The sequence below is a fragment of the Caulobacter sp. ErkDOM-C genome (assembly GCF_048541825.1).
Taxonomy (GTDB): domain Bacteria; phylum Pseudomonadota; class Alphaproteobacteria; order Caulobacterales; family Caulobacteraceae; genus Caulobacter.
Window position 1 is genome coordinate 2,457,580 of the sequence record NZ_CP183332.1, and the last position, 22,733, is coordinate 2,480,312.

11 protein-coding genes are annotated in these 22,733 nt (G+C 66.8%); 3 read left to right on the top strand and 8 right to left on the bottom strand.

Features of this window, described 5'->3' with window-relative positions; all coding sequences use genetic code 11:
- Window positions 1-22: 22 nt before the first annotated feature.
- From ACN2C8_RS11980 to ACN2C8_RS11995, 4 genes are all read right to left on the bottom strand, one after another.
- Window positions 23-8,191 carry a beta strand repeat-containing protein gene (locus ACN2C8_RS11980; protein ID WP_419251992.1) on the bottom strand — a complete coding sequence of 2,723 codons (8,169 nt, stop codon included), beginning with the start codon at window positions 8,189-8,191 and terminating at the stop codon, window positions 23-25.
- Between the two features lie 489 nt (window positions 8,192-8,680).
- Complete coding sequence (locus ACN2C8_RS11985; protein WP_419251993.1) at window positions 8,681-10,975, bottom strand: glycoside hydrolase family 3 N-terminal domain-containing protein; 2,295 nt, start codon at window positions 10,973-10,975, stop codon at window positions 8,681-8,683.
- A gap of 67 nt (window positions 10,976-11,042) precedes the next feature.
- Window positions 11,043-12,383 carry a dicarboxylate/amino acid:cation symporter gene (locus tag ACN2C8_RS11990; RefSeq protein ID WP_419251994.1) on the bottom strand — a complete coding sequence of 447 codons (1,341 nt, stop codon included), beginning with the start codon at window positions 12,381-12,383 and terminating at the stop codon, window positions 11,043-11,045.
- A 175-nt stretch (window positions 12,384-12,558) separates the two neighbouring features.
- Entirely contained in the window at window positions 12,559-13,908 is a 1,350-nt protein-coding gene (locus tag ACN2C8_RS11995) for a sugar MFS transporter (RefSeq protein WP_419251995.1), read from the bottom strand.
- 242 nt (window positions 13,909-14,150) lie between these two features.
- Here ACN2C8_RS11995 and ACN2C8_RS12000 point away from each other — a divergent pair, with 242 nt between their 5' ends.
- Window positions 14,151-14,330: a hypothetical protein gene (locus ACN2C8_RS12000; protein WP_419251996.1), complete on the top strand. Its 180-nt coding sequence runs from the start codon at window positions 14,151-14,153 to the stop codon at window positions 14,328-14,330.
- Here ACN2C8_RS12000 and ACN2C8_RS12005 read toward each other — a convergent pair.
- The 3 genes from ACN2C8_RS12005 to ACN2C8_RS12015 are packed head-to-tail and all read right to left on the bottom strand — an operon-like array spanning window position 14,300 to window position 18,140.
- Entirely contained in the window at window positions 14,300-16,210 is a 1,911-nt protein-coding gene (locus ACN2C8_RS12005; protein WP_419251997.1) for a hypothetical protein, read from the bottom strand. The genes ACN2C8_RS12000 and ACN2C8_RS12005 overlap by 31 nt on opposite strands.
- Complete coding sequence (locus ACN2C8_RS12010) at window positions 16,207-16,635, bottom strand: GtrA family protein (protein ID WP_419251998.1); 429 nt, start codon at window positions 16,633-16,635, stop codon at window positions 16,207-16,209. Before ACN2C8_RS12010 ends, ACN2C8_RS12005 begins: the two co-directional genes overlap by 4 nt.
- A 2-nt stretch (window positions 16,636-16,637) precedes the next feature.
- Complete coding sequence (locus ACN2C8_RS12015) at window positions 16,638-18,140, bottom strand: NAD(P)/FAD-dependent oxidoreductase (protein WP_419251999.1); 1,503 nt, start codon at window positions 18,138-18,140, stop codon at window positions 16,638-16,640.
- Between the two features lie 1,196 nt (window positions 18,141-19,336).
- Here ACN2C8_RS12015 and ACN2C8_RS12020 point away from each other — a divergent pair.
- The gene (locus tag ACN2C8_RS12020) at window positions 19,337-20,506 is read left to right on the top strand and encodes a serine hydrolase domain-containing protein (protein WP_419252000.1); all 1,170 of its coding nucleotides are present in this window, start codon (window positions 19,337-19,339) and stop codon (window positions 20,504-20,506) included.
- 110 nt (window positions 20,507-20,616) lie between these two features.
- Here ACN2C8_RS12020 and ACN2C8_RS12025 read toward each other — a convergent pair whose 3' ends face one another.
- Complete coding sequence (locus ACN2C8_RS12025; RefSeq protein WP_419252001.1) at window positions 20,617-21,243, bottom strand: glutathione S-transferase family protein; 627 nt, start codon at window positions 21,241-21,243, stop codon at window positions 20,617-20,619.
- 102 nt (window positions 21,244-21,345) lie between these two features.
- On the opposite strand from ACN2C8_RS12025, the gene ACN2C8_RS12030 reads away from it, so the two are divergent.
- Window positions 21,346-22,680, top strand: coding sequence for a spinster family MFS transporter (locus ACN2C8_RS12030; protein WP_419252002.1), 1,335 nt, complete (start codon window positions 21,346-21,348; stop codon window positions 22,678-22,680).
- The last annotated feature ends 53 nt before the right edge of the window (window positions 22,681-22,733 follow it).

Here is a 22,733-nt window from a genome sequence, read left to right on the forward strand (position 1 = left end):
GACGCCGGCGAACCGAAGGGTCTTAGGTGACGCCCAGATAGGCGATGATCTGCGGATCCGACAGGCTCTGCACCTGGGTGGTGGTCAGGGCGCCGGCCTGGGTGGCGGTCAGGGCCGAGATGTTGGTCGTGCTCAGATTGTCCAGCTGGGTGATCGTCAAGCTGGCCAGCTGAGTACCTTGCAACGATCCGACCTGGGTCTCGTTCAGACCGCCGATGACGGTGTTCGACAGGGCTGAGACCTGGCTGGTGGTCAGGGCCGCAATCTGGGTGTTGAACAGTTCGCCGATATCGGTGGTCGACAGGCCCTTGATCTGGGTCGCCGTCAGACCCTTGACCTGGGTCGTGCTCAGCGCCGCCGTCTGGGTGGCGTCCAGCGCCGAGACGTTGGTGGCGCTCAGCGCGGCCAGCTGCGTCGTGGTCAGGGCGCCGATCTGGGTATCCAGCAGTTCGCTGATGTCCGTGGTCGACAGGCCACCCAGCTGCGCGGTCGTCAGACCCTTGATCTGGGTCGTGTTCAGCGCCGCGACCTGGGTATCGGCCAGGGCCGAGAAGCTGGTCGCCGTCAGGGCGCCAAGTTGCGACGTGCTGAGCGCGGCGACCTGGGTGGTCGACAGCGCCTGCAGGGCGGTCGTGGCGAAGGCCGTGATCTGGCCGGTCGTCAGGGCGCCGACCTGGGTGGCCGACAGCTCGGTGATGTCGGTGGTCGACAGACCCTTCAGCTGGGTGTTGGTCAGGCCCTTGACCTGGGTGGCCGAGAGACCGGCCATCTGGGTCTCGTTCAGAGCCGACAGGTTGGTGGCGTTCAGGGCCGCCAGCTGCAAGAGGCTCAGCGCCGCCAGCTGGGTATCGGCCATAGCGCCGGCCTGGGTCGTGTTCAGGGCGGTGATCTGCGAGGTGGTCAGGCCCTTGACCTGGGTCGTGCTCAGCGCCGCGACCTGGGTATCCTTCATGCCGAACAGCATGCTGGGGCTGAACGACCCGACCTGGGCCGCTGACAGGGCAGCGATCTGGGTGGTGGTGAAGTCAGAACCGATGTCCAGATCGTCCATAGCCGCCAGCTGGGTGGTGGTGATGGCCTTGACCTGGGTCTCGTTCAGCGCCCCGAACTGGGTGGCGTCGAAGGTGCGGATATTGCTGCCCAGGGCCGCGACCTGGGTCGCGGTCAGGGCCGCGATCTGGGTGTCGACCAGGCTGTAGGCCTGATCCACGGTCAGGACGCCGACCTGGGCGGCCGTCAGGCCCTTGATCTGGGTGGCGTTCAGGACGTCGATCTGGGTGTCGAACAGCGCCTTGACACTGGTCGTCGTCAGGCCGGCGATCTGGGTCGAGCTGAGCGCGCCGACCTGGCTGGTCGACAGTTGCTGGACGTTGGTGGCGGTGAACGCGCCGATCTGGGCCGCCGTCAGAGCGCCGACCTGGGTGGTCGACAGCTCGGTGATGTCGGTGATCGACAGGCCTTTCAGCTGGGTGGCCGTCAGCGCCTGCACCTGGGTGTTGCTCAGGGCCGCGACCTGGGTGTCGGCCAGGGACGAGACATTGGTCTCGGACAGGGCCTTCAGCTGATCCGCCGTCAGGGCGCCGATCTGGGTCTCGGAGAACTGGGCCATGTCGCCCGTGTTCAGACCCTTCAGCTGGGTCGCCGTCAGGCCCTTGATCTGGGTGGTGCTCAGAGCGGCCACCTGAGTCTGGTCAAGCGCCGACAGGTTGGTCGCCGTCAGGCTGGTCAGCTGGGTCGGGGTCAGGGCGGCGATCTGGGTGTCGACCAGTTCAGCGATGTCGGTGACCTTCAGACCCGCCAGTTGCGAGGCCGTCAGACCCTTGATCTGCGTGGCGTTCAGGGCCGCAACCTGGGTGTCGGCCAGGGCCGAGAAGGCCGTGGCGGTCAGGACGCTGATCTGGGCGGCGCTGAGGGCGCCAACCTGAGTGGTCGACAGGGCCTGCAGGTTGGGGATGTCCACCGCCGCGATCTGCGCGGTGGTCAGGGCGCCGATCTGGCCGGCCGAGAGCTCGCCGATGTCGGTGGTGTTGAGGCCCTTGATCTGCGTCGTGGTCAGAACCTTGATCGAGGTCGTCGAGATGGCCGCGATCTGGGTTTCATTCATCGCCGAGATGTTGGTGGCGCTCAGCGCCGTCAACTGCGCCGTCGTCAGGGCCGCAACCTGGGTGTCGGCCAGTTCGGCGATGTCGGTGGTGCTGAAGGCGGCTAGCTGCGTGTTGGTCAGCCCCTTGATCTGGGTGGCGTTCAGGACGGCCATCTGGGTGTCGACCAGGGCCGAGACGCCGGTGGTCGACAGGCTGCCCAGCTGGGTCGCGGTCAGAGCCGCGACCTGGGTGTCGGCCAGTTCGCCGATATCAGCGGCCGAGAGCCCCTTCAACTGCGTGGCTGTCAGGCCCTTGATCTGGGTGCCGTTCAGGGCCGCGACCTGGGTGTCGACCAGGGCCGAGACATTGGTCGCGCTGAGGGCGCCGATCTGGACGGCGCTCAAGGCACCGACCTGGGTGTCGGCCAGATCACCGACATTGCCGGCCGTGAGGCCCGCGACCTGAGCCGTGGTCAGGCCCTTGACCTGGGTGGTGCTGAGGGCCGCGAACTGGGTGTCGGCCAGCAGGGTAACGCTGGTGACCGACAGCGCGCCGATCTGGGTGGCCGAGAGGCCGCCGATCTGGGTGGTGGACAGCGCCTGCAGATTGGTGACCGACAGCGCCCCCACCTGGGCGGCGCTCAGGGCGCCGACCTGGGTGGCGGAAAGCTCGCCGATATCGGTGACCGTCAGGCCCTTCAACTGGGTTGTGCTCAGCGCCTGGACCTGGGTGCTGGCCAAGGCGCCGACCTGGGTCTCGCTAAGGGCCGAGACGTTGGTCTCCGACAGCGCCTTCAACTGCTCGGCGCTCATGGCGGCCACCTGGGTGGTCGTCAGTTCGGCCATGTCGGTGGTCGACAGACCCTTCAGCTGGGTTGCCGTCAGGCCTTTGATCTGGGTCGCCGACAAGGCGGCCGTCTGGGTTTCGTTCAGCGCCGAGATGCTGGTGGCCGTCAGGGCGTTCATCTGGACGACCGTCAGGGCCTGCACTTGGGTGTCGGCCAGCTCGGCCACATCCGTGGTGGTCAGGCTCTTCAGCTGGGTGGCGGTCAGCCCCTTGATCTGGGTGGCGTTCAGGGTGGCGACCTGGGTGTCGACCAGGGCCGAGAACCCGGTGGCGCTGAGCGCGCCCAGCTGGGTGGCGCTGAGCGCCGCGACCTGGGTGTCGGCCAGGTCACCGATGTTGCCGGCGGTCAGGTTGGACAGCTGGCCGACGGTCAGGCCCTTGATCTGGGTGGTGTTCAGAGCCGCCAGCTGGGTGTCGGCCAGCTGAGCGATGCTGGTCGCCGCCAGGGCGCCGATCTGGGCCGCACTGATGCCGCCGATCTGGGTCTCGGACAACTGCTGCAGGTTGGTGATCGACAGGGCCGCGACCTGGGCGGCCGCCAAAGCGCCGACCTGGGTGGCCGACAGCTCGGTGATATCGGTGGTCGACAGACCCTTCAGCTGCGTGGTGCTCAGCGCCTGGACCTGGGTGTTGCTCAGGGCGGCGATCTGGGTATCGACCAGGGCGGAGATGGCGGTGTCGGCCAGGGCCTTCAGCTGGTCGCCGGTCAGGGCGCCGACCTGGGTCGTCGTCAGCTCGCTGATGTCGGTGGTCGTCAGGCCCTTCAGCTGGGTCGCCGTCAGACCCTTGATCTGAGTTGCAGTAAAGGCCGCTGTCCTGGTTGCGTCGAGATACGAGATGAAGTCAGGCGTCAAACTGCCCACTTGAGACGCGGAAAGCGACGCCAGCTGAGTTTCGCTGAAGTCGGCATTGTCGTTCGGATCCAGCATCTTCAGCTGGGTCGTCGTCAGCGCCTTCATCTGGGTCGTCGTCAGGGCTGCGGCCTGGGTTGTGTCCAGATACTTGAAGCTGGTGGCCGACAGGGCCGCAATCTGGCTAGTGGTAAAGGCTTCGATCTGGGTACCGACCAAGGCGTCGGTGATGCCCGGGTTCATCGCCGCCATCTGCGACGTGGTGAAGCCCTTGATCTGGGTGGTGTTGAGGACGGCGACGTCAGCATCGCTCAGGGCCATGATGTCGGAGGCTTTCAGCGCGCCGATCTGGCTGGCGTTGAAGGCGCCGAACTGGGTCTCGTTCAACTGACCAATCATCGCGCCGCCCGACATCGAAGCGATCTGCGACGTCGTAAAGCCCGCGATCTGAGTGGTCTGGATGTCGGCGTATTGCGCCCCGATGAACGACGCGAACGTTGTCGCCTTCAGCGCGCCGATCTGGGTCGTCGTCAGGGCGGAGGCCTGGGTGTCGAGCATGGCGCCGGCCGCGCCACTCGACAGAGCGGCCATCTGGGTCGCAGTCAACGCGCCAAGCTGGGTCGTGTCCAACCCCTGTATTCCGCCGGTGATCGCACCGATCTGGGTCGTCGTCAGGGCCTTGACCTGGGTCGTCGTCAGGGCCGCAGCCTTGGTATCGTCGAATAAGATATAATCGAGGTTCGTAGCCGACAGTGCGCCAATCTGGGTTGCCGACAAGGCCGCGACTTGGGTGTCGAGCAGGAAATTGACCGGACCGCCGCCCAACCCGGCAATCTGCGTCGTGGTCAGGGCCTTGACCTGCGTGGCCGACAAGGCACCCACTTGGGTCGGGCTCATGTAGTTGATCGCGGTTGTCGTCAGCGCGCTGACCTGGGTCGCGGTCATGGCTCCGATCTGGGTGCCGGCGAGAGAGAGAATCTCTTCAGTCCCCAGCGCCTTGACCTGCGAGGCGTTGAGGCCCTTGACCTGAGTCTCAGTCAGCGCGCCCAACTGCGGGACACTGAGTTCGATAAGGTTGGTCGCCGAGATCGCGCCGATCTGGGTGGCGGTCATGCCGCCGATCTGGGTCGTGCTCAGTTCCTGAAGGTTGGTCACCGACAGGGCGCCGATCTGGGCCGCGCCCAGCTGGCCGATCTGGGTGGCCGACAACTCGTCGATATCGGCCGTCGACAGGCCCTTCAGCTGGGTCGTCGTCAGGGCCGCGACCTGTGTGCCGGTCAGGGCGGTGACCTGGGTCTGGCTCAGGGCCGAGATGTTGGTCTCTGACACCGCCTTCAGCTGGTCAGTGGTCAGGGCCGCGATCTGGGTGTCGAGCAGTTCGCCGATGTCGGTGGTCGACAGGCCCTTGATCTGGGTGGCGGTCAGACCCTTGATCTGGGTCGCGTTCAGGGCGGCGACCTGGGTGTCGACCATGGCCGAGAAGCCGGTGGCGCTCAGCGCGCCCAGCTGGGTCGACGTCAGGGCCGCGACCTGGGTGTCGGCCAGCTCGCCGATGTCGCCCGCCGACAGGTTCTTCAGCTGGGTGGCCGTCAGGGCCTTGATCTGCGTGGTGGTCAGCGCCGCCGTCTGGGTCTGGTTCAGGGCCGAGACGCTCGTGGCGCTCAGCGCGGCAACCTGGGTCGGTGTCAGCGCCGCCACCTGGGTGTCAGCGAATTCGCCGATGTCGGTGGTGGTCAGGGCGGCCAGCTGCGAGGTCGTCAGACCCTTGATCTGGGTCGAGTTCAGCACAGCGACCTGGGTGTCGACAAGGGCCGAGAAGGCCGTGGTGCTGAGCGCGCCGATCTGGGCGGCGCTCAGCGAACCGACCTGGGTCGTCGTCAGGGCCTGCAGGTTGGTGATGCCCAGCGCCGAGGTCTGGGACGGCGTAAGGGCGCCGATCTGGTCAGCCGTCAGCTCGGTCATGTCGGTGGTCGACAGGCCCTTCAGCTGCGTCGTCGACAGACCCTTGATCTGGGTCGCCGTCAGGGCCTGGGTCTGGGTCTGGTCGAGCGCCGAGATGTTGGTCGCCGTCAGCGAAGCCAGCTGGGCCACGGTGAGCGCCTGGATCTGGGTGTCGACCAGTTCGCCCATATCCCCGGTCGACAGTCCCGCCAGCTGGGTGGCCGTCAGGCCCTTGATCTGCGTTGCGTTGAGCGCCGCCGTCTGGGTCTGGCTCAGGGCCGAGACGCCCGTCGCCGACAGGGCGCCGATCTGGACCGCGGTCAGGGCCGCAATCTGGGTATCGGCCAGTTCACTGATGTCGGTGGCCGACAGGCCCTTCAGCTGATTGGCTGTCAGGCCCTTGATCTGCGTGGTGCTCAGGGCCGCCACCTGGGTATCGGCGAGGGCCGAGACATTGGTCGCGCTGAGCGAGGTGATCTGGATCGCCGTCAGGGCGCCGACCTGGGTGTCAGCCAGATAGCCGACATTGGTGGTCGTAAGGGCGGCCAGCTGGCCGGCCGTCAGGCCCTTGATCTGGGTCGTGTTGAGGGCCGCGAACTGAGTGTCGGCCAGCAGGGTGACGCTGGTGTTCGACAGGGCGGCGATCTGCGCAGCGCTGATGCCGCCGATCTGGGTGGTCGACAGCTGCTGCAGGTTGGTGACCGACAGGGCGCTGATCTGGGCTGTGGCGAGGGCGCCGACCTGGGTCGACGACAGCTCGGTGATGTCGGTGGTCGACAAACCCTTCAGCTGGGTGGTCGACAGAGCCTGGACCTGGGTGTTGCTCAAGGCGGCGATCTGGGTGTCGACCAGGGCCGAGATATTGGTCTCGGTCAGGGCCTTCAGCTGGTCGGAGGTCAGGGCGCCGATCTGGGTGGTCGACAGCTCGCCCATATCGGCAGTGCTGAGACCCTTGATCTGGGTGGCGGTCAGGCCCTTGATCTGCGTCGTGCTGAGCGCGGCGGTCTGGGTGGCGTCCAGGGCCGAGATATTGGTCGTCGACAGGCTGGACAGCTGGGTCGGCGTCAGGGCTGCGATCTGCGTATCGGCCAGTTCGGCCATGTCGCCGGTCGTGAGACCCTTGAGCTGGGTCGCCGTCAGAGCCTTGATCTGCGTGGCGTTCAACGCAGCCGTCTGGGTGGCGTCGAGCGCGGACACACCCGTGGCGCTGAGCGATGAAACCTGGGTCGCCGTCAGGGCCGCGACCTGGGTGTCGGCCAGTTCAGCGATGTCGCCGGCGGTCAGGGCGGCCAGCTGCGAGGTCGTCACGCCCTTGATCTGGGTGGCGTTGAAGGTTGCGACCTGGGTGTCGGCCAGGGCCACGAAATTGGCGGCGGTCAAAGAGCCGATCTGCGAGGCCGACAGCGCGCCGGTCTGGGTGGTCGACAGCGCCTGGACCTGGGTGTTGGCCAGAATCGCGACCTGCGCCGTGGTCAGGGCGCCGACCTGGGTTTCCGACAGCTCACCGATGTCGGTGGTGGTCAGGCCCTTAACCTGGGTGGTCGTCAGGCTCTTGATCTGCGTTGCGTTCAGCGCCGCCGTCTGGGTGGCGTCGAGCGTCGACAGGCTGGTCGCCGTCAGGGCGGAGACCTGCACGGCTGTCAGGGCGCCGACCTGGGTGTCCAGCAGCTTGCCGACGTCGGTGGTGCTCAGGTCCTTCAGCTGGCCGGTCGTCAGGCCCCGGATCTGGCTGACGTTCAGCGCGGCCACCTGGGTGTCGGCCAGAGCCGAGACCTGGGTCGAAGCCAGGGTTCCGAGTTGCACAGCCGACAGGGCTCCGACCTGAGTGGTCGAAAGCTCGCCCATGTCGGTGGTGCTCAGGCCCTTCAGCTGGGTCGCCGTCAGGCTGCCGATCTGGGTGGTGGACAGCGCCGCCACCTGGGTGACGTCAAAGGTCGAAACCTGGGCGCCCGACAGTGCGCCCAGCTGGGCGACGGTCAGGGCCTGCACCTGGGTGTTGGCCAGTTCGCTGATGTCAGTTGTCGTCAGACCCTTGAGCTGGGTCGCCGTGACGCCCTTGATCTGGGTGGACGAGAGGGCTGCGACTTGCGTGTCGACCAGGCCCGAGAACTTGGTGGCCGACAGCACACTGACCTGCGTCGCGCTGAGCGCGCCGATGTGGGAGGTGTCAAGGCCGGCGAGCTGGGTCGAGGTCAGGGCCGAGACCTGCTGGCCGCTGAGGGTCGTCAGCTGACTGACGTCGAAGACCACGCTGGGCGCGAACTTCGGGATCTGGGTGGTGGTAAGGGCCCTGATCTGGGTGGAGCTGAGCGCCGCGACCTGGGTGTCGGCAAGAACCTCAATGCCGCTGGCATTGATGGCCCCGATCTGGGTGGAGCTGAGCGACTGGATCTCGGTCGTCGACAGGGCCTGGATAGCGCTGGCGGGAAGGGCCGAGATTTGAGCGGCGGAGAGGCTCGAGATCGACATGCAGCTGTCCTGGCCGGGGTTCGCGCGGAGTGCGCGAAAGTCTTGAGAACTCGGTAATTGAGCGCCGGAACAGGTGTCCCGATTTTACCCAGTTTGGTTAATTTAGGATCACCATATTTTCTTTCCAATAGGTTGCAACGGGACATGCGGCCGCAGCCTGCGTTAGCATCGACCACGCTTCACAGACGAAGAAGGTTACAGCTTCCAGTTCACGCAAAGGCCTTAAATATCAAGGCCTCGCCGATCAAACACTGTCTCGGTGGCATCTTGCGACCCAGTGCGATTCGTCTTTCGCTAGAGTGTAATTCTCAGAACCTACAGCCATCTGGCGGTTGTTCTCGACGCCTCGAGATCGCCAGGTGATTCGTCTGGCCTCGAGGAACGGGCCGCTCTGCGCTGGGAACTGTCGGCCAGAATGGGGCTGCCAGGCCGGCCAACAGACCGCCCTCGACCACCGCGCAGCGAACCGCTCATCCTGAGTCCGCAGGCCTAGCCCTTCAGCAGCTCGAAACTGCCCGCCAGGCCGTCGACCGACGAATTGGCCACCCACAGGTCGAACAGGCCTGGCTCGACGATCCAGCGGTCCTGGTCGCCGACGAACATCAGGTTCTCACGCCGGATCTCGAACTTCACCTCGCGGCTGGCGCCAGGGGCCAGGGCGACGCGCTGGAAGCCCTTCAGTTCACGCACCGGACGGGTCCGGCTGGCGACGCGGTCGCGGATATAGAGCTGGACCACGTGCTCGCCATGCACGGCGCCCGTATTGGCGATCTTGGCGGTGACGTGCAGCGTGTCGCTCCAGCGCAGTCGGGGCGTGCTGAGCTTCAAGTCGGTCAGCGCGAAGGACGAATAGCCCAGGCCAAAGCCGAACGGATACAGGGCCTCGTTGCGGATCGACCGCCAGCGGGCCTTGTACTCCTGGGCGTTGGGATCGACCGGCGCCGGGCGGCCGGTGGTGCGGCCGTTGTAGAAGAACGGCTCCTGGCCGCTCTCCAGCGGAAAGCTGACCGGCAGGCGGGCCGACGGATTGACCGCCCCGAACAGCACGTCGGCGACGGCGTTGCCCATCTCGCTGCCCAGGAACCAGGTGGCCAGGATCGCTTTGGCGTCGCGGACAACGCCTTCCAGAGCGATGGCGCGGCCGTGGCGCAGCAGGACGACCACGGGCTTGCCCGTCGCGGCGATGGCCTCGGCCAGACGCTGCTGGACGGGCGGGATGCGGATGTCGGTGCGCGACTTGGCCTCGCCGGTCATGTCCTGGCTTTCGCCGACCGCCAGCAGCACGATGTCAGCGGCCTGGGCTGCGGCCACCGCGCGCTCGAAACCGCCGGCGAGCGTGGTCTCGACCTCGCAACCGCGCTCGACGATCAGGCTGGCCGGATCGGTCATGGCGGCGCGCAGGCCGCTGGCCAGATCGACGTTCAGGGTCTTGTCGCCAAAGAAGGCCCAGGGCCCCACGACATTGTCGCGATCCTCAGCGAACGGACCGATCAGGGCCAGGCGCTTGCCGCCGCGCGGCAGGGGCAGGATGGCGCCTTCGTTGCGCAGCAGGACGATCGAGCGCCCCCCGGCCTCGCGGCTCAGCTGGCGCAGGGCCGGCGTCGCGGTGCGCATCGCTTCGACCTTGTCATTGATCGAGCGATAGGGATTGTCGAACAGGCCCAGCGCTTCCTTCAGCGCCAGCACCCGGCGCACCGAGGCGTCGACCACCGCCATCGGCACATCGCCCGAGGCGGTCAGGTCCCGCAGATAGCGCAGATAGAGGCCGCTCTGCATGCTGATGTCGACGCCAGCCAGGATCGCAAGCCGCGCCGCATCGCGGTCGTCGGCGGCGAAGCCATGGGCCACCAGTTCCTGGTCGGCGGTGTAGTCGGAGATCACGACGCCCTTGAATCCCCACTCCCCGCGCAGCACGTCGGTCAGCAGGCGGCGGTTGGCGGTCGATGGCACGCCGTTGATGTCGTTGAAGGCCGACATGGTGGTCAGGGCGCCGGCCGCGAAGGCCGCCTGGAACGGCGGCAGGTGCACCTCGCGCAGCGTCGCTTCCGACAGTTCGACGGCGTTGTATTCCAGCCCCGCCGTCACCGCGCCATAGGCGGCGAAGTGCTTGGGGGTGGCCAGCATGCTGTCTTCGGCCTTGAGGTCCTTGCCCTGGAAGCCGCGCACGCGGGCTGCGCCCAGAACCTCGCCCAGATAGACATCCTCGCCGGCCCCCTCGGCCACCCTGCCCCAGCGCTGGTCGCGGGCCACATCGACCATCGGCGCGAAGGTCCAGTGCAGGCCCGAGGCGCTGGCCTCGGACGCCGCTGCGCGAGCTGTGCGCTCGCACAGGTGGGGGTCAAAGCTGCCGGACTCGGCCAGCGGGATCGGGAACACGGTGCGGAAGCCATGGATCACGTCGGCGGCGAAGATCAGCGGGATCTTCAGGCGCGAGCCCTCGACGGCCGCCTTCTGGGCCTCCAGGGCGCCGGCGGTTCCCATGCCGTTCATCAGCACGCCGATGCGGCCAGCGCGGGTTTCGGCCAGCAAGGTCTGGGCGTTGCGGATATTGACCAGCGGATTGATGTCGCCGATCGGCGGGCGGATCATATCGGCGAAGCATGACAGCTGGCCGGCCTTCTCCTCGATGGTCATCTGGGCGAGCAGCGCCTCGATCCGGTCGGACGCCCGGACGGTCGCGCGGGCCGGGGCGGTGACGGAAAATCCCGCCAGGGCCGCCGCGCCGGCGAGCATGGACCGACGGCTCGGCCCAGACCGGCCGTGTTCACTCGCCTTCGACACCATCGATTCCCTTTACCCGCCTGAGGCGGGCAAACTCGCCGCTAACGTCGACAGGCGCAACCGCGCTCGCCTATTCGGCGGCCTGGATCGCGTCTGCCGGCGTGCGACCGGCGTTATAGACCTCCAGATCGAGGATCCCCTCGCGCTTGGCGACGATCGTCGGCACCAGAGCCTGGCCGGCGACATTCACGGCTGTGCGGCCCATGTCGAGGATCGGGTCGATGGCCAGCAGCAGGCCCACGCCTTCCAGCGGCAGGCCAAGGGTCGAGAGCGTCAGGGTCAGCATCACCGTCGCGCCGGTCAGGCCCGCCGTGGCGGCCGAACCGATCACCGAGACGAAGACGATCAGGAAATAGTCGGTGATCCCCAGGTGCAGGCCGAAGAACTGCGCCACGAAGATCGCCGAGATGGCCGGATAGATGGCCGCGCAGCCGTCCATCTTGGTGGTGGCGCCCAGCGGCACGGCGAAGGCCGAATAGGCGCGCGGCACGCCCAGGCTGTGCTCGGTCACGGCTTCGGTCATCGGCAGGGTGCCGACCGACGAGCGCGACACAAAGCCCAACTGAATGGCGGGCCAGGCGCCGGCGAAGAACTTCAGCGGATTGAGGCCATTGGCCGCCAGCAGCGCCGGATAGACGACGAACAGCACGAGGCCCAGGCCGATATAGATCGCGCCGGTGAAGGCCCCCAGCTGGCCCAGGGTGGTCCAGCCATACTGCGCCACGGCGTTACCCAGCAGGCCGATGGTGCCGATCGGGGTCAGGCGGATCACCCACGACAGCACCTTGCGCACCACGACGAGGGCCGAGGCGTTGAAGGCCAGGAAGCCCTTGCCCGCCTCGCCGGCCTTCAGGGCCGCTATGCCGGTGACCAGCGAGATCACCAGGATCTGCAGCACGTTGAACGACAGCGAGGTCTTGGCCGCGCCGGCGTCATTGATCGTGGTCGAGGCGGTAAGGCCCAGCACATTGGCGGGCACAAGCCCGGTCAGGAAGTCGAGCCATGAGCCGTTGGTCTTGGGGGCATGAGCCGCCGCCGCCGCGACCGTGGTGTGCAGGCCCGGCTGCAGGACCATGCCAAGCGTGATGCCGATCAGCACGGCGATCAGGGCGGTGACGGCGAACCAGAACAGGGTGCGCCACACCAGCCGGGCGGCGTTCTGCAGTTCCGCCAGATTGGCGATGCTGGCGACGATGGCGGTGAACACCAGCGGCGGCACCAGCACGCGCAGCAGCTGCACGAAGATCGAGCCGACCTGGCGCAGGGTCTCGGCCAGCGCGAAACCCGCCTCGCCTTTTGCCGGACCCAGCTCGCGGGCCAGCAGACCCAGGCCCAGGCCGATGACCATGGCGATGAGCACCTGGAAGCCGAAGCCGCTGATAAAGCGGGATTTGGAAGTCGCGGCGGCCATGATCGATCCTGGAAACTGTCTTGGTCTCTAATGTCGTGCGGATAAGTGGGATTTACCAGCACGGTTTTTACGAGAGGGGCTTTAGGAAAGCTGGAAGGTTTTCCGAAATGCAGAACGCCCGCCGGCGCCCTTTTCGGGGCAGCGACGGGCGTCTGTGACGATCATGCGTGAGCGGTCAGTGACCGCCGCCGACCACGTCTTCGGTGATCTCGTGCACGGGCGCCTTTTTGGCGGCCAGCGCGAACCACAGGACATAGACGTAGCAGACCAGCGGGGCTGCGAAGGCCAGGGCCCTCGAACCGGTCGCCTGCTCGATCGAGGCGAACACCAGCGGCAGGACCGCGCCGCCCACAATGGCCATGCACAGCAGGCCCGAGGTCGCCGAAGTGGGCGCCGAGGACCGTTGCAGGGTCAGGGTGAAGATGGTCGGGAACATGATCGAGTTGAACAGGCCGATCAGCAGGGCGGCGCCGGCCGGGATCAGACCGCTGGTCAGCGGGGCCTGGGCCAGGAACAGGTTCAGCACGCCGGTATGGGCGGTCGGGACCATGTCCCTGGTGACGATCACCACCAGGCACAGCACGATCGCGCCCAGGGCCACACCCGCCAGCAGCACATAGTCCTTCACGGCCTTGAGCAGGGCCGAGCCGGCGAAGCGGCCGATCATGGCGAACACCATGTAGAAGGTGGTCAGCTTGCCGGCCTGCTCGGCCGAGATGTTGAGGATGTTGGTCTGCTCGAGGAACAGCAGCAGGTTCAGCGAGATCGCCACTTCGGCGCCGACATAGACGAAGATGCCCAAGGCGCCCAGATTGGCCCATTTGGACTTCAGGGCAGTGAACGGGCTGACCAGCTTGCCGGTCTTGGGGGCGGCGTCGGTGATCCGCTGACGGACCAGGAAGATGGCCAGGATGAACAGGGCCAGGCCCACGCCGATCGCCAGATAGACGTTCGAGACAAAGCCCAGGGCCTGCTCGCGCATGGCCTGGGTGACGACGATGTCCTTCTCGAAGATCTCGCCCTTGAGCAGGAAGTTGGCGCCGAACCACAGGCCGCAGGCCGCACCCAGCGAGTTGAAGGCCTGGGACAGGTTCAGCCGGAACGAGGCGTCCTCCGGCTTGCCCAGCGAGGCGATCAGCGGATTGGCGGCCACCTGCAGCAGGGTGATGCCCGAAGCCATCACGAACAGCGCCGTCAGCACCAGGCTATAGGTGTGCAGCTGAGCCGCCGCGATGGCGATGAAACAGCCGGCGACGATGCCGCCCAGGCCGACCATCACCGACTTGGCGTAGCCGATCTTCGACAGCAGGGCCGCCGAGGGCAGCGACATCAGCCCGTAGGCGATGAAGAAGGCAAAGCCCGTCAGGTTGGCCTGGACCGGGCTGAGCGTGAAGACCGTCTTCATGGTCTTCAGCAGGGGGTCCAGCAGGTTGGTGACCAGCGCCCAGATGAAAAAGAGGCAAGTGATATAGACGACGGCCAGGGCGACGCCCTTGCCCTTCTGGGCGGTTGCGGAACTAGCCATTGATCAGACCTCGTTCCGCGACGACCGGCTTTTCGCCGATCCATTCACCATGGCGCGCATCGGCGCGCCGTACCCCAAGCCTGTCATGTTTCACTCCCCTGTCCGTCTTCGCGGGACGCGGCATTCCGTCCAGACGTGACAACGTTGTCAAGAGAGGGTGCGCCGCAGCATGGATTTGGGAGCGCTATCAGGGGAACAAAATGCCCAGCCGCCGGTTAGTCCCACAGCTTGGGAGAGCTTTCATGACCACCCTCGTCATCATCATCACATCCGGAATCTTTGCGGTCGCGGCCATCATTGGCCTGATCGATCTGTTCGTGCATCTGGTTTGCTGGAGCGCGCGGTCGCTGCGCACGCCAGACGCACTGCAAGAGCGCTCAAACGACGGAATTCAACGGCCCGCGCAGAGAATCACCGCGTAGCGCGTCGCCACGAACCAGCGGGTGCCAAGGTCCAGTTCGTAGGGCGCGGCCGGCGTCCAAAGGCGGCTGGCAAGCGCCGGATCCAGCCTGGCCTCGGGCGCCAGCGGCGCGACGATCCACGCTGGAGCATCGGCGCCGGCGCACACCGCTGACACCTGCGCCAGGGTTGGGACTTTCGGCAACGATGGCGCGGCGCCAAACGGCGTACGCCAGTCTTCGCCGACCAGACCGGCGGCGATCAGCCGATCGATTCGGGCGTTCAGGGTGATGGCCAGAGGCCGCGACAGCACCACCCCCGCGCCCTGGAACTTGCTGGCCCAGCTGGCCCGTCCCGCGAGGGTCCAGGGCTCGACATCCCCCGCCAGCCAGAGGATCTCGCCCGGCCGCGTGGCCAGCATGGCCTGCAGGGCTGGGTCTGGCCCGGAATCGCGTTGCCGCGCGACGTCGGAGCGGTTGTCCCACAGCAGCAGGGCCAGGAGCGCCAGCGCAGCAGCGCCCAGCACGGCGGCCCACGGCTTCAGCCATGTGGGTCGCGCCGTTAACCCCAGGGCCAAGGCTGCGGCGATCCAGCCCGGCAGCCAACTGTTCCAGATCAGCCCCGGACCAACGCCCTGCCCCGGCGGCAGGACGGCCAGGCCCTGGTGCAGGCCCTTGAGCCGGACCAGCAGCCAGGCCAGCAGGACCAGCCCGGTCAGCCCGATGATCACGCCCGCAGCGCGTTTGGGCGCGCTCCAGACGGCGCGGTCGCCGATCAGGACGGCGGCAAGCGCCACGCCGGCGGCGATCAGGGCGATGGCGCCCCAGCCGATATAGGTCCAGCCGATGATCAGGGCGCACAGGGCCAGCACGCCCGTGGGACCGCGCCCGGCCAGCTCTCGCCAGCAGATGGCCAGACCGGCGGCCGCCAGGATGGCCATCAGGGCCAGGGTCCGCCAGGCCTGGAGCTGGAGCGGCAGCACCAGCGACAGGCGGTCGGCCATCCAGGCAAAGCCCAGGCCCAGCAGTCCGGCGATCAGGGCGGCGGTCATCAGGCGGCGAACCGGGCCCTGGCTCAGGGCGGCGGCCAGACCCAGGGTCACGGCCTGTACAGCGACACGTCCCCAGGCCTCGGCCGGCCACAGGGACGCAAAGACGGTGGGGCTGCGGTGCTCGCTGATCGCCCGCCAGGCCGGGTCCATGACCAGCAGCAGGCGCTCGGCGACCGGGAAGCCAAGAGCGGCGGCGATCGCCAGCAGCGCTGCGCCGGCCAGGCCGGCCAGCAGCCAGCGGCGGTCTTCCAGACACAGGACCACGAACAGCACGGCCAGGCCGCACAGGGCCATGATCGGGTGCAGGGCCAGGGCCCCGACCAGCATCCCGCCCGCCAGCCAGCGCCGGTCGGACAGCCACGCGGCCAGGGCCGCCAGGCCCACGGCCTCGACCAGGATACGCGGCGTGGCGAAGGCCTCGCCATAGGCGAACACTTCATGCGCGCCGTAATAGGGGGCGACGACGATGACCAGCACGGTCGCGGCGCGTCGCCAGACGACGGGCAGATCGGCCAGCAGGCGCGACATCAGCAGCAGCAAGGCCGCCAGCCACAGGGCCAGACCCAGTCCGCTGACCAGCAGCACGGCGGCGTCCAGGCCCAGACCCTTCATCAGCCAGGCCAGGGCCGGGGTATAGAGGCTGAAACCGAACTGGCCGTCATGGGCGAAGATCAGGTCGCGGCCGACGCCCTGCGGGTCCCGGCGCGCTAGGGCGTCGCCGAAATAGAGCCGGGCGTCATGCCGCAGGCCCAGATGCACGCGGCTCAGCGCCATCAGGGATGCGGCGAGCGCCAGAAACGCCCAGCGGCCGATCCGCGAGGCCCCCGGCCCGCTTACGGCCCCGAAGCTCAAGACTGGACGCGAGGCGCGCGGAACAGCAGCGCCCGCCGGACGGTGAAGTTGAAGACGAAGACCAATCCGGCCGTCGGGATCTTGGCCAGGCCCGGCGCCATGGCCAGACGCTCGACCCAGAAGGCCATCAGGAGTTGGGTCAGGACCAGGCCCGCCAGGCCCACGCCCAGAAAACCGGCGAACTCGCGCTTGCGGTCGGCGATCGGGCGATGGCGGAAGACTACCGAAACGCTCAAGCCATAGGTCACGGCGATGCCGGCGGAAAAGCCGATGGCCGTGGCGACCAGATAGTTCAGCCCCGCCCCGTGCAGGACCAGCAGCAGACCCCAGTCCACCGCCAGGGCGGCCGCGCTGGCCAGGCCGTAGAGGCCCAGTTCACGCAAGGCCACCGGCAGGCGACGCCAGAGGTCGGTCACCACGCTCATGCTCAGGCGGCGACCTTTTGCGGCACAGCGCGGACGCTGCTCAGGGCTTCACGAGCCCCCGACACGCCGGCCTCGCCGTATTCGGCGTCTTCGTTGACCTCCCACACGTCGTGGATCGTCTCGCCGGCGATGATGTTCTCGGCCGTCAGCAGACCGGTCATCATGGCGTGGTCCTGGTTGTTGTACTTGTGCATGCCGTTGCGGCCCACCAGGTGCAGACCCGGGAAGTGCATCTTCAGGTCCAGGCGGATCATCTTGATGTGCTCGGCATAGCTGTCGTCATAGACCGGATAGGCCTTGTGCTGGCGCACCACGCAGGCGTCATAGACCTCTTCGGGGTTCATCAGGCCGATCTTGGCGATCTCGCGCTTGGCCTGGGCGACCAGATCCTCGTCGCTCGAGGTCCACAAGCCATCGCCCTCGAAGCAGAAATATTCCAGGCCCAGGCAGGTCGAGACGCCGTCGGGGATCATCTCGGGCGACCACGAGCGGAAGTTCTGCACCCGGCCCACCTTCACCGACGGATCGTGGATATAGATCCAGTTGTCGGGCAGTTCCTTTTGCGGCTTGCCGATCAGCACCACGGTGATGAAGTCGCGGTACATCAGCTCGCCGGCCTGGAACAGGCTGATCGGCGTGGGCGTCACGGCCTGCATCAGTTCGCGCAGCGGGGCCGAGGACACGACGTCATCGGCCGTATAGGTCTCCGTCGAGCCATCGGCGCGGGTGACCTCGACGGTCCACAGGCGGGTGGCCTTGTCATAGCGCAGGCCTTCGACCTTGCGGCCCATGCGCAGCTGGCCGCCCAGGGCCAGAATCTTGTCGGCGCAGGCCTCCCACATCATGCCGGGGCCCTTGCGCGGATAGCGGAAGCTTTCGATCAGGGTCTTGGGCGCGCCCTCGGCGCTGGCCTTGGCGCGGACGCCCAGCGAACGCTTGACGCCGTCGATGATGGCTGCGGCCAGGTCCAGGCCCTTGATGCGCTGGCTGGCCCAGTCGGCCGAGATCTCGTCGCAGCTCATGCCCCAGACCTTCTCGGTGTAGGTCTTGAAGAAGATCGAGAACAGCTTTTCGCCGAACTGGTTGCGCACCCACTGGTGGAAGGTGGTCGGATTCTTGATCGGACGCGCCTTGGCCCAGCCGAACGAGGCCATGCAGAGCGTGGCCGTCCAGATCCCCAGATTGGCCAGGGCCTCGAAGGCCTTCAGCGGATAGGCGTAGAACTTCTCGCGATAATAGATGCGCGACAGGCGCGGCCGGTCGATGAAGTCGTCGGGCAGGATCTCGTTCCAGAGATCGACCACCTCTTTGGACTTGGAAAAGAACCGGTGGCCGCCGATGTCGAACTTGAAGCCCTTGTAGTCGACGGTGCGGCTGATGCCGCCCACATAGACCGGGTCCATCTCCAGCACGGTCACGCCCCGCCCGGCCTTGGCCAGGGTATAGGCGGTCGTCAGACCTGCGGGGCCGGCTCCGATCACCAGGGTTTCGACGTGCTGGGCCATGTCCATTCCAATCCCGTTTTTCGAGGTCAGAATGGCGATGCTTGGTTAAGGCCGGGTCGCGAGGCGTGGTGAATCGCCATTAATTGTGAACGGGCGACCATGGGTCGCGGCGCGCCCCGGACACAGCTTGGCGGCTTCAGGCGGTGGCCCGCTGAAGGGATAGGAAGGGGCGCGGAGCGTCCGGGCCTCGCCCGGATGAGGGGGTAGTAAGTACCGTTTCGACGAAGACAGACGCTCCGCGTGATCTTCAGACGGAAGCCTTCGAGGCGCGGGGTTTTAACCCGCTCTCGACGTTCGGCCTCCGGCGGGCGGAGAGGTAGCGAACCTCGTCCGGACCGCATGGGCGATTTCAGCCCATGCCTGTCGCGCTCATCGAACCCTCGCCGCCCCAATGGGGAAGATCTGGGTTTTCGTCCCGATGTTTCAGGGAGCCCGTCCAGATCAGTCACGAGGGCGGTCAATTCAATGACCCCCGACGAGCGCTTCCCGCTCGATCACCCCTGACAGCCGTCGCTGGTCGCCGGCCGGACGCCCTTCCCGTGCTGTCAGGTGAGATTGATTATGCGGGCGGTTTCGGCGCGTCTGATGGGCGCGATCAACTATTTTACAAGTAATTGAATTCGCTCAGGTATACTCTGGGAAGTGCGGGGATACAGTACGGCCAATCCCCATAACTCCCGTCATTCCCGCCCTTGTGGCGGGAACCTCTCGTACCGCCGCAGGTGCGGGAGGGGCGAAGTGCGCGCGCACTTCGCTGGAGATTCACGTGTCACCTGAAACAGGGGTTCCCGCCACAAGGGCGGGAATGACGGTGTTTCATTGGAGAGACGCCCCGCCCCCCCTTCGCGCCTAAGGGAGCCATCCTTAAATCTCACGGCGAGACGATCGCCGGACTGGAAAGGTCTCTCAAGGACCGGTCTGCGACCGGCCGCGCTGCGGCGGCCCGGAGGGCCGTCCTTGACAGACCTTTCCAGTCCGGCACGCTCCAGCCTCCAAGAGATTTAAGGATGAGCGGGACGCAGGGCGTCCGCTTTCGGGGCAGGCGCCAATATCTGCTTCCGACCCTTTGCAGACCTTGACTCGGCGCGGCAGCAGGGCGGTCGCGCGTTAAATCGATGTAACTTGCTGGGCATGCACCGCCTGCGTATGGCGGACGACCGGCTGGCGATTTCGCCGACGCCGCCAGGAACCACGACATGATCGGACTGAGGGCGGTTCAGGCCGGTGTCGTGGCCTTCACCCTGTGCCTGACGATCGTCGGCGGCGCGGTTCAGGCGGGTGAGTTGACGCCCGACAGACGGGCGCGCCTTGAGGCCGCGATCGACGCCACCGTGGCCGAGGGCCGCGCCGCCGGCGTCTCGGTGGCCGTGCTGCAGGACGAGACGGTGGTATTCAGCCGCAGCGCCGGTCTAGCCGATCTGGAGCGGAACGCGCCAGCCACCGCGACGACGGTCTACCGCATCGCCTCGCTGACCAAACAATTCACGGCCGCCGGCGTCCTGCTGCTGGCCGAGCAGGGCAGGCTGTCGATCGATGATCGCCTGTCCGTCTACCTGCCCGACTTCCCACGGGCCGACGAGGTGTCGCTGCGCGACTTACTGAACCACACGGCTGGCGTTCACAACTATACGGAATCCGACGCGGCCGACCGGATCAGCGACACCGGCGCGACAGTGCCCGAGCTGATCGCCGCCATCGCCGGCCAGGAGCCGCTGTACGATTTCGCGCCCGGTACGATGTGGCACTACAGCAATTCCAACTACGCCCTGCTCGGCGCGGTGATCGAGAAGGTCTCGGGCCAGACCTATGCGCAATTCATGAAGGCGACGATCTTCGACCGCCTGGGCATGGCGGACACGGCTGTCGACGACAACGGCGCGATCGCCCCGCGACGCGCCTCCGGCTACCGCCTCGCCGGCGGTCAGCCGGCCGCCTTCCGCCACGCGGGCCACCTTGACATGAGCGTACCCTATGCCGCTGGCGCCATACGGTCGACGGTCGAGGATCTCGCGCGCTGGGATGCCGCGCTCCACGGCGGAGGCCTTCTGTCGCCCGCGTCGCTGGCACAGATGGACGGCCCCGGCCTGCTGCGTAACGGGGCGGAGACCCAGACGGCGGTCTACTGGCCCGGCGAGCCTGGCGTTCCGCCCGAAGGCCTGATTCCGGGGCCATACGCCTTCGGGCTTGACCACTATACGATCGATGGTCACCGCGTGGTGGGACACAACGGCTCCCTGCCCGGTTTCGACGCCGTGATGAATGTCTATCCCGACGACGACACGACCATCATCGTCCTGACCAACACGGGCGGCGCTGCCGGCCAACTGGAGTCACAGGTGTCGCGGCTTGTGCTCGACGCACGCTGAAGGTTCAAAGCGGCTCCCAGCCTCAAACGTCCGTTTCGCCCATTCTGGTTGCGACAGCGAGCCAGAGTCCGGTTTCCACCCACAACAGACCTTCAATCTGTCTGCCCGCCCTACTCCGCCAGCGCGTCCCGCGCCCACGCCAGATATTCCGGCGTCTGCAGCAACCGGTCGCAATAGGCCTGGGCCGGCCCCGTATCGCCGTAGTCGCCCAGCCTGATCCCGTAGGTCGCAAACCGCGTCGCCACCGGGGTGTAGAACGCGTCGGCGATCGACCACTCACCCAGCAGGAACGGTCCGCCCGTCCGCGCCAGCAGCTGGTTCCAGCGCGCCGCGATCTTGCGGATGTCCTTCTGGGCCGCCTCGGACAGGTCGATGATCTTGTCGCGGGTTTCCAGCTCCATGGGGCACTCGGTGCGCAGGGCGCCGAAGCCCGAATGCATCTCGGCCGCCACCGAACGGCCGAGGGCGCGCAGGGCCTTGTCGGCCGGCCACAACCCCGCGTCCGGATAGGACTCGGCCAAGTATTCGCAGATGGCCAGCGAGTCCCAGAGCACCAGGTCGCCGTCCTTCAGCACCGGCACCAGGTTGCTGGGCGAGTGCTTGCCGATCTCTTCGGACAGCCCGACCTGGCGCAGCTGGATCAGGGTTTCGGTGAACGGCGCGCCGGTGTGCTTGAGCGCCAGCCAGGGACGCATCGACCAGCTGGACCATTTGCGGGTGCCGATAACGATTTCCATGACGCGTATTCCCTGTGGGCAGATGGCGGGTAGCCATCCCGATTAACCTGCGTCTAAAGTCGTCACAACAATTAGAACAAACGTTCGAGGGAGCAGACGCCCATGGCGGAAACGGCCACACCGTCGCCGGTTATCAACCCCGTCTCAGCCGGCTATCGCCGCTACGCCCTGTGGGTGCTGCTGATCATCTACACCCTGAACTTTCTGGACCGGCAGGTGGTCAATATCCTGGCCGAGCCGATCAAGGCCGAGCTTGGCCTGGCCGACTGGCAGCTGGGCATGATGACCGGCCTGGCGTTTGCGATCTTCTATACCGTGCTGGGCATCCCCATCGCCCGGCTGGCCGAGACCAAGAACCGCCCGATGATCATCGGCATCTCGGTGGCCGTCTGGAGCGGCTTCACCGTGCTGTGCGGCTTCAGCCAGAACTTCTGGCAGCTGATCCTGGCCCGCATCGGGGTGGGGGTCGGCGAGGCCGGCTGCACCCCGCCCGCCCACTCGCTGATCAGCGACTATGTGCCCCGGGAAAAACGGGCCAGCGCCATCGCCTTCTATTCCATCGGCACGCCGCTGGGCACCCTGGCCGGCATGGCCATGGGCGGGCTGGTGGCCGACGCCTATGGCTGGCGGGTCGCCTTCATGGTGGCCGGCGCGCCAGGCATCATCTTCGCCCTGATCGCGGCCTTCACCCTGGTGGAGCCGCGCCGCCAGCTGGCCGCCGACATCGCCGCCCGCGCGGCTTCCCAGATCAGCTTCAAGGCCGCACTGGCGGTTCTGGGCACCAAGAAGACCTTCTGGCTGGTGGCCCTGGCCGCCTCGATCAAGGCCTTTATCGGCTATGGCCATGCGCCCTTCACCGCCTCGTTCTTCTTCCGCAACCATACGGCCGAACTGGCGGAACTGGCGGCGATGTTTGGCCTCAAGTCCGCCGGCTTCCTGGGTCTGGCGCTGGGTTTGATCGGCGGCACCGCCGGGGTGATCGGGGCCTGGCTGGGCGGGGTTCTGGCCGACCGGCTGGGGGCCAAGGACCTGCGGGCCTATGTGATCGTTCCGGCGATCGCGTCCCTGATCGCCATCCCGTTCTACATCCTGGCCATCAACCTGCCGACCGCCGTGCCGGCCCTGCTGATGCTGACCATCCCGACCCTGCTGGGCACCCTGTGGTACGGCCCGGTCTATGCCACGGCGCAAAGCATCGTGAACCCGGCGATGCGGGCGACGGCGGCGGCGGTGCTGCTGCTGATCATCAACCTGATCGGTCTGGGCCTGGGCCCCCTGGGCGTCGGCGCGCTGAGCGACTTCTTCGCCGGGCCGATGGGCATGGGCGCCGCCGAAGGCGTGCGCTGGGCCTTGATCGTCTCGACCCTGATGGGTTTGGGCGCCTTCGCCCTGTTCTGGCAGGCCCGAAAGACGATCCGCGAGGACATGGTGGCCTAGATTTTCTTGACGTTTCCCTTCCCCCTTGGATGGGGGAAGGGCTTCTGGAATAC